The 15104-nt window shown below is 64.6% G+C and carries 12 protein-coding genes; 2 read left to right on the top strand and 10 right to left on the bottom strand.

Features of this window, described 5'->3' with window-relative positions:
* Positions 1-177 precede the first annotated feature (177 nt).
* Complete coding sequence (locus AC5RUH_RS02280) at positions 178-2202, top strand: transglycosylase domain-containing protein (protein WP_494127814.1); 2025 nt, start codon at positions 178-180, stop codon at positions 2200-2202.
* Positions 2203-2249: 47 nt separating this feature from the next.
* Here the strand turns inward: AC5RUH_RS02280 and AC5RUH_RS02275 are convergent, their stop codons facing one another.
* The 6 genes from AC5RUH_RS02275 to AC5RUH_RS02250 form a co-directional block, all read right to left on the bottom strand.
* On the bottom strand, positions 2250-3092 hold the full coding sequence (locus tag AC5RUH_RS02275; protein ID WP_494127813.1) for an alpha/beta hydrolase family protein: 843 nt from the start codon (positions 3090-3092) through the stop codon (positions 2250-2252).
* 15 nt (positions 3093-3107) lie between these two features.
* Complete coding sequence (locus tag AC5RUH_RS02270; RefSeq protein WP_494127812.1) at positions 3108-5498, bottom strand: bifunctional salicylyl-CoA 5-hydroxylase/oxidoreductase; 2391 nt, start codon at positions 5496-5498, stop codon at positions 3108-3110.
* 23 nt (positions 5499-5521) lie between these two features.
* Complete coding sequence (locus tag AC5RUH_RS02265) at positions 5522-7168, bottom strand: AMP-binding protein (protein ID WP_494127811.1); 1647 nt, start codon at positions 7166-7168, stop codon at positions 5522-5524.
* Positions 7169-7266: 98 nt separating this feature from the next.
* Positions 7267-8175, bottom strand: a complete 909-nt coding sequence (locus AC5RUH_RS02260; protein ID WP_494127810.1) for an acyl-CoA thioesterase — start codon at positions 8173-8175, stop codon at positions 7267-7269.
* A complete protein-coding gene (locus AC5RUH_RS02255; protein WP_494002136.1) occupies positions 8172-8654 on the bottom strand; it encodes a cupin domain-containing protein in 483 nt (160 codons plus the stop codon). Before AC5RUH_RS02255 ends, AC5RUH_RS02260 begins: the two co-directional genes overlap by 4 nt.
* A gap of 40 nt (positions 8655-8694) precedes the next feature.
* Positions 8695-9606 (bottom strand): fumarylacetoacetate hydrolase family protein, encoded by a 912-nt coding sequence (locus tag AC5RUH_RS02250; RefSeq protein WP_494002135.1) that lies wholly within the window; start codon positions 9604-9606, stop codon positions 8695-8697.
* Between the two features lie 136 nt (positions 9607-9742).
* Here AC5RUH_RS02250 and AC5RUH_RS02245 point away from each other — a divergent pair, with 136 nt between their 5' ends.
* Entirely contained in the window at positions 9743-10159 is a 417-nt protein-coding gene (locus AC5RUH_RS02245) for a RidA family protein (RefSeq protein ID WP_494002134.1), read from the top strand.
* 98 nt (positions 10160-10257) lie between these two features.
* Here the strand turns inward: AC5RUH_RS02245 and AC5RUH_RS02240 are convergent, their stop codons facing one another.
* From AC5RUH_RS02240 to AC5RUH_RS02225, 4 genes are all read right to left on the bottom strand, one after another.
* Entirely contained in the window at positions 10258-11964 is a 1707-nt protein-coding gene (locus AC5RUH_RS02240) for a thiamine pyrophosphate-binding protein (RefSeq protein WP_494127809.1), read from the bottom strand.
* Positions 11965-12085: 121 nt separating this feature from the next.
* Positions 12086-13441, bottom strand: a complete 1356-nt coding sequence (locus AC5RUH_RS02235; protein WP_494127808.1) for an MFS transporter — start codon at positions 13439-13441, stop codon at positions 12086-12088.
* A 281-nt stretch (positions 13442-13722) separates the two neighbouring features.
* Positions 13723-14604, bottom strand: coding sequence for a PaaX family transcriptional regulator (locus AC5RUH_RS02230; protein ID WP_494127807.1), 882 nt, complete (start codon positions 14602-14604; stop codon positions 13723-13725).
* Positions 14601-15059, bottom strand: a complete 459-nt coding sequence (locus AC5RUH_RS02225; protein WP_494127806.1) for an acyl-CoA thioesterase — start codon at positions 15057-15059, stop codon at positions 14601-14603. Before AC5RUH_RS02225 ends, AC5RUH_RS02230 begins: the two co-directional genes overlap by 4 nt.
* Positions 15060-15104 lie beyond the last annotated feature (45 nt).

Here is a 15104-nt window from a genome sequence, read left to right as displayed (position 1 = left end):
TTTCTCTACTGCTCCACTGCGGGGAAGGAGGGGTGTGGGATCCAGCGTCAGGAAATGCTCCCCAACGCCCCGCCCGAAGGCTGCGCGCGGATGCATCCGTCACGTTGATTTCCCGCATAACGCATCATGTGGCCCTTTCGACGAAACAGGTTTCAACAGGTCGACCTCGACGAACTGATGGCGTCTGCCCGCCGCCCGAAGAAGAAGCTCCGGCGTCGGCGCCTCGACTTGTGGGTGGTGAGCGTTGCCGTCGCGGCCTTGGCGGCCGGGGCGATCGTCGCACCCGCGGCGGTGGGCGTGTCCGCCGTCGGCAATTCGGTCCTGGACATGTGGCAAGAGCTGCCGACCGACCTGCCGCTGGATCGCCCGTTGGCCCAGCACACGGTTTTGCTGGACAAGGACGGCAAGGAATTCGCCCGGTTCGCCAGCGAGAACCGCGTGGATGTTGAGCTGGACCAGGTGTCGGAGGCCTTCAAGAAAACCCTGATCAGCACGGAGGATGCCCGCTTCTACGAACACGGCGGCGTAGACCCGCTGGGCATCGCCCGGGCACTGATGCATAACGCCACCAACAGCGAGGTCCAGGGCGCTTCCACCCTGACCCAGCAGCTGGTCCAGAACCTGCTGGTCAACCACGCGCGGAACGAAGAGGAAGACAAGGTCGCTGTAGGCAACACCTACAACGCCAAGCTCCGGGAGATGAAGTATGCCGTCGCCTTGGAAAAGCAGTTGCCCAAGGACGAGATCCTCACGCGCTACCTGAACGCCGTCTATTTCGGGAACCGTGCCTACGGCGTGGAGGCCGCGGCCCGCTACTACTTCAGCACGCCGGCGGCCAAACTCGACTATGCACAGTCGGCCCTGTTGGTGGGGCTGCTCAAGGCGCCCACGGCTTTCGACCCGTTCGCCAACCCCGAAGCCGCCACGGAGCGGCGCAACACCGTGCTGGATGTGCTGGAAAAGCAGGGAGTACTGCCGGCCGACGAAGCGCAGGCCGCCCGCGAGGCCCCGCTGGGCGTGAAGCGCGGCGAGGTGCCATCCGGTTGCGGCGGGTCCAAGTATCCGTTCTACTGCGAGGCGGCCCGCGAAGAACTCCTGTCCAACCCGGCGTTCGGCAAGACCCCCGAAATCCGAGAGCAGCGCTTCAACTTGGGCGGCCTGACCTTGACCACCGCGTTGGACCGGAAGGCTGCCGACGCAGCACAAAAAGCCGTGGAGAGGGCGCTGGGCAACAACAACCGCGCGGCCCTGGGCACCGCCGTCGTGCGACCGGGAACCGGCCACGTGGCCGCCATCGCGCAGAACCGCGCCTGGGGCAAGGGCAAAGGCAAGACCCAGGTGGTCTACGTCCGGCACGCCTTCCAGGTCGGGTCGGCCATGAAGCCGATCGTGCTCGCGACGGCTCTCACGCAGGGCATCCCCACCTCCCAAAAGTTCCGGGCGGACGGCCCCTACCGTTCACCGAAACTGGACAACCCGAAGGGCGGGTACATCAACTACGACAACGTCGACTATGGAGTCATCAACGCGTACCAGGCCATCCGCGCCTCGGTGAATATCTACTTCATCAAGCTGGTCGAGCGCGTCGGCGTCATCAACGCGGCAAGGATGGCCAACAAGCTGGGCATCACGTCCATCAACCCCGACAAGCTCAGCGGCAGGGAAGGTTCGCTGGCCCTCGGCGCCTACGAAGTCACGCCGCTGCAAATGGCCAGCGCCTACGCCGCCTTCATGAGCAACGGGACGGTCTGCAAACCGGTCACCATCATCAAGGCAGTCAAGACCGACACGAAGAAAGAGCTGCCCGTTCCGGACCCGGATTGCCATCGCGCCATCAAACCCGCTGTCGCGGACACCGTTGCCGATGTGCTCAAGGAACCCTTCAACCCGCGAGGAACCCTGGGGCCGCGCATCGAACTCAAGGGAAACCGGGAGGCCGGAGCCAAGACCGGAACAACGAACGACTTCGCCGCCAACTGGATTGTGGGCGGCACCCCGCAGCTCACAGCCGCCGTCTGGCTCGGCGACCCGCGCGGCGGGGCGGAGTACCCGCTCAAACGCGTCAAGGCCTACGGCAAGACCTACACAGACCTGACCGGCTCCGAAGTCGCCGCCCCGGTGTGGAAGGAAACCATGGACGGCGCGCTCAAGGGCGAGAAGAAGGTAAAGCTGCCCGAGGCCCACCGGTCGATGACGAGGTAGCGAGCGGCCAGGGCTGGCATCAGCGCTGCCGGACGATGGCGGCCCGGTTAAGGCACCCCTTCCAACCGGGATTGTTGTTCATCGATCCACGTCAGAACCTTGTCCCAGTGTCCGGCCTGCGGGTCAATGAGTTGGACGTGGTCCATGCCGGGCTGAACGCTTAGTTCGACCTGGGCACCATATGTCCGGGCCTGGCGGACGAAGTCGCGGGTGTGGTCCAAGGGCACTCGTAGGTCAGCATCGCCATGCACCACCAAGGTGGGGATGGAGGACGGCCGATGCCGCACCGGTGATGCATCACGGTACAAATCATGGCGGCCAGCGCCAAAATATTCGACGACGGCACCTTCCGCCAGGTTTTCTTCGTAGGTTCGTGCCACATCCGTCACAGGCGCCAGCGCAACCAGTGCGTCAACCGGCGCGCGGGTCAGCAGGACCAGTTGCCCGCCCACCGAATGACCGATGGCAATCCGCGGTCCGGGCATCTCCTGCGCCCAAGGGCTTTCAGTGACCGCGCGGATTGCCGCGTCAACGTCCTCGTGCGGTTCAGGCCACTCACTCTCCGCCGCTCCGCGCCGGTATTCGATGTTCGCCACCGCCCATCCACGCGAGCTCAGGTCGGACGCCATGGGTTCCATCAGCGAGGCATCGAACTGGGCACGCCAGTAGCCGCCGTGCACCAGCAAGGCTAATCCGACGGGGGCGGCGTGGCCGGCTGGATTCCAGCAAAAAACGCACTGGGACGCCTCCGGCCCGTAGTGGATCGTCTGAATTTCTGCTGCGGGTGTGCTCACTGAACCTTCCCTTTCGGCCTGCTCGCCTTGGCGGATACGAATGTGACCGATGACGGTTGGCCCGGGACGTTGCCCCGGCCAACCGTCGTCGGTCATCAGACGCCACGCACCTTAGCCTGCCAGTGCGGGCTCAGCCGGGCGCAACGGCTTCCAGCGTAGATGCGGGTTGTCCGCCGTCTCGTTAACCTCCCGGATGAGGGAGAGTCGCGGGCGGACCGCGTCCGTGCGCGCGCTCGGCGGTTTGCGCCGTCCGGCCCGGAATTGTGGGATCCACGCGACGCCGTCGCCCCGGTAGTCCTGCTCCGCAGCCGCGTGCAGCGTCCAGTGCGGGTCATACAGGTGTGTTCGTCCCAGAGCGATCAGGTCGGCGCGCCCGGCCAGCAGGATCGAGTTCGCGTCGTCGTAAGTGGAAATCGCTCCCACAGCGATGACAGCGATGCCCGCGGGAACTGCCACTTCCTGGCGGATCCGGTCCGCATACGGCGTCTGGTAGCTACGGCCGAACTGAGGCTTCTCCCCCTTAGCGATCTGGCCGGTGGATACATCAATTCCATCGGCGCCGTGGGCCGCAAACGCCTTGGCGATTTGGACAGCTTCATCCAGCGTGTTGCCGCCGTCGATCCAGTCGGTCGCTGAGATGCGTACCGTCAGCGGTTTCTCCGCCGACCACGCAGCCCGCACCGCCTCGAAGACCTCCAGCGGGAAGCGCAGCCGGTTCTCCACGCTGCCGCCGTACTCGTCCGTCCGGTGGTTGGCCACCGGGGACAGGAAGGAGGAGAGGAGATAACCGTGGGCCGCGTGCACTTCCAACAAGTCGAATCCGGCCTCGTCTGCCCGACGTGTGGCGGCGACAAAGTCTGCCACGACCTTATCCATCTGGGCACGATCCATTTCCCGAGGAACCTGGTTGTCCGGTCCGTAGGGCAGCGGGGACGGGCCGATGACCTCCCAGTTGCCCGAATCCAGCGGCTGATCGATGCCTTCCCACATCAGCTTGGTGGACGCTTTGCGGCCCGCGTGGCCGATCTGGGCGCCGATCTTGGCGTCGGAATGCCCGTGGACGAACTCGACAATGTCTTCCCATGCGTCGCGCTGTTCATCCGTGTAGAGCCCCGTGTCGCCCGGAGTGATACGGCCTTCTGCCGAGACGCACACCATCTCGGTCATGACCAGGCCGGCGCCGCCCATGGCCTTACTGCCCAGGTGCACCTTGTGGAAGTCAGCCGGCATCCCATCGGTGGCGGAGTACATATCCATGGGCGAGACCACGATGCGGTTCTTCAGCTCCAAGCCGCCTATGCGGTACGGCTGGAACATCGCCGGCGCGACTGATTCCAGACCCTGCGAGGTGGCGAAGTGTTCCTCGACTTTCAGAGCGAATTCCGGATCGCGCAGCCGCAGGTTGTCCTGCGTGATGCGCCGGCTGCGGGTGAGCAGGTTGAAGGTGAACTGGACCGGGTCCTGCCCGGTGTATTGGCCCACGCGTTCGAACCATTCGAGTGACGCCTGCGCGGCGCGTTGGGTAGATTCGACCACTGGCCGCCGCTCGGTTTCATAGGCTCCCAGCGCCGTCTCCAGATCCTGGTGTTCGTGGAGGCAAGCCGCCAGGGCCAGGGCATCCTCCATGGCCAGTTTTGTGCCGGAGCCGATGGAGAAGTGTGCGGTGTGCGCGGCGTCGCCGAGCAGCACCACGTTGCCGTGCCGCCAACTGCTGTTCCGGACCGTGGTGAAGTTCAGCCACTTGGAATTGTTGGCCAGTACCTGATGGCCCTCAAGCTCGTCAGCGAATATCTCCCGGATCTTCGCGATCGCTTTCTCATCGGAGACGCCCGGGGCAAACACCTCGTTCTCGGTTTCATCGAAGCCGGCAGCGCGCCAGACGTCCTCGGGCATTTCCACGATGAACGTGGAGCCCTGATCGGAGAACGGGTAGCCGTGGATCTGTATGACCCCGTGCTCGGTCTCTTTGATAAAGAACTTGAAGGCTTCGAAGACCAGGTCGGTACCCAACCACATGAATTTGTTCGGCCGCGGGTCCAGATTGGGGCCGAACGAGTCGGCGTACTTCGAGCGGATCTGGGAGTTTACGCCGTCTGCTGCCAGCACCAGGTCATAGCCGGCTTCGAGTTCCTCCACCGGAGGTGCCAGGGTTGAGAAGCGCAGGTCCACACCGAGTTCCGCACAGCGGTGCTGCAGCAGTTCGAGCAGTTCTTTGCGGCTCATGGCAGCGAAACCTTGGCCGCCCACGGCGATGGTTTCGCCCTGGTAGTGAATGTCGATGTCGGACCAGCGGGCGAATCGGCGGCTCATATACTCGGCCACCACAGGGTCCGCGTTGCCGATCCCGCCCAGGGTTTCGTCCGAAAAAACCACGCCGAAACCGAAGGTGTCATTAGCCGCGTTGCGCTCCCAGACGGTCACCTCGTGCGCCGGGTCCAACTGCTTCATCAGGGCTGCGAAGTACAGGCCGCCGGGGCCGCCTCCCACAATTGCGATTTTCATGTCTGTTGTCCTTCCGGTCTGGTCTAAGCCGGGCTGCCGGCCAGGTCTGCCCCTTGGCCGGCCTGCTCGCGGAGTTTGAAGTGCTGAAGTTTTCCGCTGGGATTGCGCGGCAGTTCGGTCACGAACCTGATGTCCCGCGGGTATTTGTAAGGCGCGATGGTTGCCTTGACGAAGTCCTGGATATCCTTGCGTGTGGCGTCGTCGCCGACCGCACCCTCGCGCAGCACCACGAAGGCGCAGACGACGCTGCCGCGTTCTGGATCCGGCCGACCGATCACGGCGTTCTCCACCACGTCCGGATGCTGGTCGATCGCCGCTTCCACCTCGGGGGCCCCGATGTTGTAGCCGGACGAGACAATCATGTTGTCCGACCGGGCCTGGTAGACGAAGTAGCCTTCCTCGTCGCGCAGAAACGTGTCGCCGGTTATGTTCCAGCCGTTCTGCACGTAGTTTGCCTGCCGCGGGTCGTCCAGATAGCGGCAACCGGTCGGGCCGATAACGGCCAGCTTCCCGGGCTGGTTGACGGGGGCTTCGTTGCCGTCGTCGTCCAGCACCTTGGCACGAAAACCCGGGATCGCAATCCCCGTGGCCCCGGGGCGGATGTCGTCTCCAGCGGCAGAAATGAACACATGCAGCATCTCGGTGGAACCGATCCCGTTGACCAGGGATAGCCCGGTGGCCTCATGGACCGCCTCCCACGTCTCCTTGGGCAGATGCTCTCCTGCAGACACCGCTATGCGCAGCCCCCGGAGGAGGTCCGCCCGACCTTCCTTTAGGATTGCGCGGTACGCGGTGGGTGCCGTGAAAAGCACGGTAGCGCCGGCATTGGCTGCCTGTTCCGCCAACTGCACCGGGGTGGCCCGTTCAGTGAGGAGCGAGGAAGCCCCAAAGCGCAGCGGGAAGACCACCAAACCACCCAGCCCGAACGTAAACGCCAGAGGCGGAGATCCCGCGAACACGTCGTCGGCCGTGGGCTGCAAGATATACCGGGCAAACGTGTCCGCGTTAGCCAGGATGTCGCGGTGGAAGTGCATGGTGATCTTCGGCGTGCCGGTCGTACCCGAGGTCGGCCCAAGCAGGGCAACGTCGTCCGCCGCTGTGTCAACGTCGTCGAATTTGCCGCTCTTGGCAGCACACCTGACGGTGAGGTCATCGGGGTCGTCCGCCCCGTAGGTCATGACGGCGATGCCTTCCCCGACCGCCTCGGCAAGTCCATCAGCAAAGCGAGCATCAGTGATCGCTGCGGAGGGACGGGTCAACCGGCAGATGGTGGCGACTTCACTGGCGCGCAGCACCGGCATCGTGGTGACGACGACGGCACCGGCCTTGAGCACGCCCAACCAGGCGGCCACCAGCCAGGGGTTATTGGGGCCGCGCAGCAGGACACGGTTACCCGGCACCACGCCGAAATCCTCGGTGAGCACCTGCGCCACTTGGTTGGCGCGCTGCTGCAGTTGGCCGTAGCTCCACGTCTGGCCGTCCGGAGTATGCAGGGCGGGCTGCTCGCTCCCGAAGGCGGTTACGGCCTCATCGATGAGCACCGTGGCAGCGTTAAGTCGGTCCGGATACTGCAGTTCGGGAAGGGTGAATTCCAGGATTGGCCACTGCTCAACGGGCGGCAGGTGGTCGCGCGTGAACGAGTCCACATGAGCTGACGGGGAAAGCTCCATGGCGTTCCTTTCGGAGAGAAGAATGGGCGGGGAGATAAAAGAGCGGGTGAGGCGGCCAGAGCGGAGGCAGGTGGATGGTTCACGTGCCTCCGCCAGGCTCAGCGCGCCGTGCGGATCATGCCTTCTTGCGCGACCGTGGCCAGAAGGCGGCCGTCACGGTCGAAGAACCGGCCGGTGGCCAGCCCGCGGTTGCGCTGGCCGGAAACCGCTTCCTGGACGTACAGCACCCAGTCGTCAACGCGTCCGTCGCGGTGAAACCACATGGAGTGGTCCAGGCTTGCGGTCACCAGTCCGGGCTCCGCCCAGTGGTGGCCCTGCGCGCGCAGGATCGGCTCCAGGATGGTGTAGTCGCAGACGTAGGCCAGCGCAGTACGGTGCAGGTCCCGGGTGGCACGCTCGTCGGCTTGGTCAGGCAGTTGCCCGAATGCCTTCACCCAGACAGCTTGCTGCGGCACCTGTTCGCCCTCGATCTCCAGATACACCGGGCCGGGCACGTGCCGCATGTCGAAGCTGCGCCCCCGCGACCAGTAGGCCGCGGCGTCGCCTTCGACGCCGGCCAGCACGTCGGCGGCGCTGCGCAACGACTCCGGGTCCACGTTGGCCGGCATCTCCGGCTGGAATTCCGGGCCGTCCTCGGGCACCTGGAAGGAACCCATGGCGGCGAACACGGTCTTGCCGTCCTGCCAGCCCCGCACACTGCGGGTGGAGTAGCCGCGACCGTCGCGCAGCTTCTCCACTTCGTAGCGGACCACGGCCCCAATATCAACCGGGCGCATAAAGTAACTGTGCATCGAATGCAGCTGCCGGTCCTCGCCCACCGAACGCATCATGGCCGCTGCAGCCTGGGCCACCATGTCGCCGCCGTAGGCCTTGGGCCACGGCACGTACTGGGTGGTCGCCTCGTAGGCTTGGTCGTGGACTTGAGGTTCAACGGCAGTCAGTTCGACGGCGCGCAGGAAGGTCTCGGACGTGGGCGCCAGGGTGTCCTGGGCAGTTACGGTGTTCATGCCCGGCGGTATCCTTCCAGCGTCTCGTCCGGAACCTCTTCCAGGTTGACCACGATGTTCTCGGGCGTGCGGGCGGTGAGCCAGACCAGTTCTTCTGTGACGGACATGTTCGCTTCCACGTGCGGCATGAACGGCGGCACGAAGACCCAGTCGCCGGCCTTCATGTCCACAAACTCGGAGTAGCCCTCGCCGAAGTAGATCCGGCCATGGCCGCGCAGCACGTAACCGCCGGTTTCGGCCTCTCCGTGGTGGTGGGGCAGCGAGCGGTAGCCGGGAACGTTGGAGACCTGGCCGAACCAGATCTTGGTGGCCGGCGTGTGCTGGATCGAGACACCGGAGACCCGGACGCAATCACCGGACTGTGCGGTGTTCGTGTCCTCGCTGCCGGATTTGGTGACGACCGGGACCACCTTCCCGTCCGCTCCGGCATAGACCGAGTTGTCGCCCTCGGTGCGGTATTCGATGGCTGCTTCAGTCATAGTTGCTCCTCTGTTGAAGGGGGTGAATGGGAAAGGCGCCTTAGCCGCGGGCGGCTGGCACCGCCGTCGTTGTTTCTGAAAGTGTTGGTGCGGGCTCCGACAAGCCGTCGGCGGACTGGATGCGGATCAGGTTAGTCAGGCGGCCGATGCCGTCGATCTCGGTGCTGAGCACGTCGCCGTCGGCCAGGAAGCGCGGCGGAACCATGCCCATGCCCACTCCCCCGGGTGTGCCGGTCAGGACCACGTCGCCCGGGCGCAGCGTGGTGAACTGCGAAATATAGGACAGCAGCTTGGCCGGACCGAACACCAGCGTGCGGGTGTGGCCGCGCTGCACCAGTTCGCCGTTCACGTAGCCGCGGACCTCTACTCCGCTTCCGTCGAATTCGTCAGCGGTAACCAGCACCGGTCCCAGCGGCGTGCTCGCGTCGAAAGCCTTGCCTTGGAACCACTGCAGGGTCCGGCGCTGCCAGTCCCGCATGGAGACATCGTTGGCCACGGTGTAGCCGGCAACGGCGGCCGCAGCCTGGTCCTCGTCGGCGCGGGTCAGAGTGGCCCCCACCACCACGGCCAGCTCGGCCTCCCAGTCGACGTTCTCGCTGCCGGCTACCGTGAGTTGGTCCTCCGGCCCGGCCAGGGTGTCCGCGAACTTGGCGAACAGCGTCGGATACTCGGGCAGCTCGCGGCCCATTTCCTGGATGTGGTCGCCGTAGTTCAGACCGCAGCAAATCACCTTGCCCGGCCGCGGCACCACCGGTGCCAGTTCGCGGTCCCCGGGCCGGACGACGGCCGCGCCCGCGGCGGTGCGCACGGCCTCCTCGGCCACCGCACGCCAGCCCGGCGTCGCCAGCAAGGCTCCCACATCGGAGGCCGGCAACGGCACATAGGCGCCGGCCGCTATTTGGACGGCTGCCGTGGTGCTGCCGGGGCCGGTTCGCAAGGTGGCTAGTTTCATGCGGTTTCTCCTTCGTTTTCAATGTGTCGACTTTTTTACGGCCGTCACATATGCTCAACGTACACGATCGAAGCGATCTGCACCAGAGTTTTTTCCAAACTGACCACACCGACCCATCAACGCCAGGAGAGAACACATGAGCCATCAGTCAGCCCTTGGGAACCGCACCATCAATCCCGCTTCACTACCCAAGCCATCCGGCTACGCGCATGGAATCCTGGCCGGAAACACGGTCTTCCTAGGCGGCCAGACCGCGCTGGACAAGGACATGCAGATTGTCCCGGGCGGCATTGTGGAACAGTTCCGCCAAGCGTTCTCCAACGTGCTCGTCACGCTGGAGGAAGCCGGCGGACGCCCGGAAGACCTGGTCAGCGTGACCATCTACCTCACCGATGTGGACGATTACTTGGCCAACGGCCGGGAAATCGGGCGCCTGTGGCGGGAGATGGCGGGGACAGAGTATCCGGCGATGGCCGGCATCGGCGTCTCGCGTTTGTGGCAGAAAGAAGCGCTGATCGAGATCCAAGGCATCGCGGTGATACCGGAGCGCTGAGTTAAAACGCAGAGCCAAATCCTGTGGGAGGGCGGAGTTTTCCGCCCTCCCACACTTTTTTGCGGTCGTGGCCGACCGCACCTCGGCAGCGCCGGCGGTCAATGCCCCTTGAATGCCTCGGCAAGCCACCAGGCACCGCCGTCGGAGGCAATCCGCGCGTCGATGACCAGCGGCTCCGCCCGCGGACCCGCAAGCCACGCCGAAACCGCCGCCAGGTCGGCCAAGCCGGTAACGGTGACGGCTTCGGCCCCGTAGCCTCTGGCTATCGAGGCGATGTCCACGAGCGGGAACCGGACCACCTCAAGTTCCTCGTCCCCTACGTCGAAGTGATGGACCTCGGCGCCGTAAGCGGAGTCGTTGTAGACGATGACCACCAACGGGATCCGCTCCCGCACTGCTGTCTCCAGGTCTGCGATCCCCATCAGGAAGCCACCGTCCCCGGTGCCCAGGACTGGCAGGCGGTCCGGGCGGGCTGTGGCGGCGCCGATGGCAGTCGCAAGCCCGAGTCCGATGGATTGGAATGCCTGGGTGAAGCAGAATCCGAATTCGTCCGGCACCGACAGGTAACTGCTGGGGTAACCCATGAAGTTTCCGGAGTCGATGGACACCAGCCGGTCAGCCGGGAGGATCTTGTCCAGCTCCCGGCTGATGACGCGGGGGTCGATGACCTCATCAGTGGACAGGTCTTCTATCGCCACGGAGTTCCAGCGGGCACGGGCGGAGATCTGAGCGGCCATCTCCTGGGTACGCAGTCCGGCGGCCCGGTAGCCCTCGGCCTGCAGCACTTCCAGTACGGCCTGGGCCGTCTCGGCGCTGTCACCGAGTACGCCCAGTTCGATTGGCCGGTTAGCGCCGAGGGCCGAATCCTCGACATCGATCTGGGCCACTAGCGTGTTCGCCCCGATCAAGGACCCGTGCCTCATGGTCCACATGTTCAGTGCGCAGCCCCAGCCGACTATCAGGTCCGCGCTGCCAATTGTTTCCGCGGTGAAGGGGGAGGAAAACCCTCCGGATATTCCGAGATTGAAGGGATCTCCGGCGAAGAGCCCATGTGCCACTGCGGAGGTTGCCACCAGCGCCCCGGAGGCTGCGGCAAGCGCCGAAATCTGCGGACCCGCTCCGCGGGCGCCGCGTCCGGCGACAAAGACGGGACGCTGCGCGCCGCGAATCAGATCGGTTAACCGGGAGACCGATGCGGCGTCCGGACGGACGGCCTGCGGCACGGGGAGAGGTTTAACATCGGGCACGTCGGCAGACACAGCCGCCGCCTGGATATCCGTGGGCAGCGACAGCACCACCGTCCGGCGTTCGTTGACAGCGGTACGGTAGGCACGGACGGTGTCCGCTACGGCGCTCTCCGGCGAATGAACGCGTTCGGCGACGGCACCGACGCTTCGTGCCAGGACATCTTGGTCGATTTTGAAGTTGGAACGGATGGCCGAGGCCGCCGTATCCGCTGTCAGCACGATCATCGGAGTGCGGCTCTTAGCGGCTTCCCCGATCCCGGTGACGGCATTGGTCAGTCCGCAGCCTTGGTGGGTAGAAGCGATGCCCACCCTTCCGGACACCCGCCCGTACGCGTCGGCCATGGTCGCTGCGCCGGCTTCATGCCGGGCGGCGGTGAACGGGACGCCGTAGCGGCGCAACGCCGTGGTCGCAGTGAAGTTGCCGCTGCCTACTACCCCGAAAACGTGGCCCGCCCCCAGACGTGCCAGGGTGTAGCCGACGAGCTCTGCGACGTTGACGGGTGGACGGGCGTCTGCTTGCGGGCGTGCCTGTCGGCAGTTGTTGGTTGTAACGGTCAAGACGTATCCCTCCATGGGCGGGACCAGTCCAGCTCGGCAATGGTCCCGCAGTATCGATGAAATGACGGAAATGCCTCGGCTCCGGCTCGGCTCCGAGGGATTTCCGCGGTCAGCAGTTCGGCTAGCGGACGCCCACGTCGGCAGTTTCACCGCCTGGCTTCGTCGACGGCAGCGTTGGCGAAATGCGTTTCGGAATCAGCGCAACTGCTACCGCTGCGATAACGGCGACTCCGGCGAAAATGATGAAGTTCCACTCGAAGGGCAGTGCGGCGCTTCCGATCCATCCACCAATCAAGGGGCCGGAGATGGCTCCGATGCGAGCGAAGCTCAACGCCCAACCGGTGGCGGTGGCCCGCATATTTGCGGGATAGTAGTCGGCAATGTAGCCGGTCAGCACCAGCGAGGTAGAGATGGAGCCGATACCGGCGAACGCGACAAACAGGAGATTGACCACCATGTTGCCGGGGAATATCAGCAGAAGAATGCCTAGACCCCCGAGGAGGTAGAAGACCACCAGAATGAGCTTCTGACCGTACCTGTCTGCAGCCCTGCCCAAGGCCAGCCCTCCTGCAGCGGAGGCGAGGCTGAACACCAACAGGAAGGTCAGAGAGGAACCAAGGTCGTAGCCGGCGGATTTCATGATGGAAGGCAGCCAGGTGTTCAGCCCGTAGACCAGGACCATGCCGCAGAAGAGGGAAATCCAGAAGAATACTGTGGAGCGCAAGTACCGGGAAGAGAACATCGTCGTAATGGTCCGCCACCAGGGGTCGGTCTTGCCTTCTTCGACTGGCTTCGTTGGCACGGTCGGAACATAAGGAGCTATTCCCAATCGGCCGGCCAAAAGCTCAGCCTGCTGCCGCTTTCCGCTGGCCTCCAGATAGTCCAGCGACTCGGGCAGCAGCTTGGCGATAACCGGCAAGAGTAGAACCGGGACGGCGCCGATGGCGACCACCCAGCGCCAACCGGCCACCGGGAGCAAGAAGAGCGCCATGAGCGCCGCGGCAACGATGCCCAGCGAGTAGCCGGAGTACATGAGTCCGTAATTGTACGAACGCTTTTTCGGAGCCGAATACTCGATTGTCAGCGCGGCGGCCACGGGAATGACGCCGCCCATGCCAAGGCCGCCGATGAGTCGGAAAAGACCGAAGATTTCCGGCGTCGGAGCGACCGCGGCACCTGCTTGTGTCAGGGTGAAGATGACCATTGAGACCAACAGCATCTTTTTGCGCCCGTACATATCGCTAAGGGTGCCGATAAACAGGGCACCGATGAGCATTCCAACCAGGGCGTAGGCTCCGAGTCCACCGAGCTCCAACGGCGTAAGGTCCCAGGCACGGTACTCCGCGAGCGCCGGCAGGACAGCACCAAGGACGCCGACATCGTAGCCTTCCGCCAAGATGGCCAGCCAGCAGCAAAAAAGCACCGTCTTCGTTGCCTTGGGCGGCACCCTGAAGGCGGGCGGGGATGTAGTTGTCATTCGGATCTCAATTCATCATTCGGGACGAAGTGGGCGAGTGCTCTACGGGACGGGCAGGACTGCCGTTGTGCGGTTCAACTGCACCATCCAAGGCATATGCCGACATCTTTACGAGCGTCATACTGGCACAACATAACACAGGCTTGTGACGGGCGTCACCAGATTTCCGCACATGAACTTTGAGGACGGGCAGGCGTCCCGCTGGCTCGGCTTGCAACCGGTCGGCGTGGCCGGCAGACGCCTAAGCCCCACACGGTACCGGCGATCGGCAGCTTATGCAGTCAGGGCTTAGCCCCGGCGGCGCCAGCGACCAACGACTGGGCGTAAGCCTCGGCCAGCGGGCCGATCAAGCGATGAACTCCGAAAAAGGTTTGCCGCGCGTCCGGACCGCGCCAACCTTCAGGCAGGTATTTCAGCGGTAGGCCGGGATCCCGATACGGCAGACGCCGCCACAACGTCAGCATGGGCACGTAGTACCGGAAAGCGTCCCGTTTGGTTTCGGCATCCGACGCGGCCAGCGCCTGTGCGGCGTCGTCTCCCACGCGCTCCGTCCACGCTGCCAGCGATCCACCGTAGTAGTCCAGAAATTCATTGATTTGAGCGGCCAACGCGTCGAGGTCCCACCATTGAGCCACCTTGGCACGCATATCCGGCCCTTCCGAGTACTCGCCCGTGAAGAATTCCACGTACTCGGCCAAACCGCGGTCTTCGAGCCGCCGCCGGGCGCTTTCCCGGACTGCGGCCGGAGCGATCCAAACCCCCGCCGACATGGACCCGAAACCAAGCCGGGCCAGTTCGGTGCGAAGTTGGTGACGGCGATCGCGCATAGACTCCGGCACCGAGAAAATCGCCAGCACCCATCGTCCCTCCGGCCCCCCTCGCTGCGGCGCGAAAATGCGCTCATCGCCTTCCTGCACTATCTCCAGCGAGCGCGGCGACAGCTCGTATCGCGCCGCTCCACCGCTCCGAACGCTGTTGAGCACGCCCTTGGCCTTCATGCGCGAGACCGCTGAACGCACGCCCGGGGCGTCGTGCCCCAGGTCGCCAAGCATATCGATCAGCACAGACACGGGCAGCGCGGATCCACCTCGCCGCCCGTACAAGCCGTAGATGGTGAGAATTAACTGCTGGTGCTGCAGTTGCGGCGCTGGAATCTCCATCATGCCTTCAAGATTCCCGCATCCGAGGACCGGAAGCCTGCACCGCAGATGGCGGCGCGCATGTGGTCGGGCCACGGCTGCGCGCCGCCGCTGTCGGCCGGTACGTAAACAGTGGTGAAGGTTCCGTGGGCCGCCAGACCGCCCGGCGACTGTTCATGCGGCTGACCGTGGACCTCGAACGCGAACGTCAGGGATGTCCGGCCTAACTGTTGCACGGACAACCGGGCGGTCACCCGCTGGCCGAACCACAGCTTGGCCCGGTAGTTGATCACCTGCTGCACGCGCGGGGCGCTGGGGAAGTAATCGGGCAACTGCAGCCGACGGAACAGTTCGGCCTCAGCAGCCTCCACCCACCGCATGATTACGGAATTGTGCTGGTGGCCGGCCGCGTCGGTATCGACCCACTCGACGGTCCGTTCGATGCTGACCTCCGGCAGGCCGCCGTCGTTCGCCTCCATGGTTCTCCCTTCACTGCAGACCACGTCCATCCTATGGCGCAACGG

The organism is Arthrobacter sp. Y3223166 (assembly GCF_059090935.1).
Note: the sequence above shows the minus strand (reverse complement) of the source record. Positions and strands in the feature narration are given on the sequence as shown.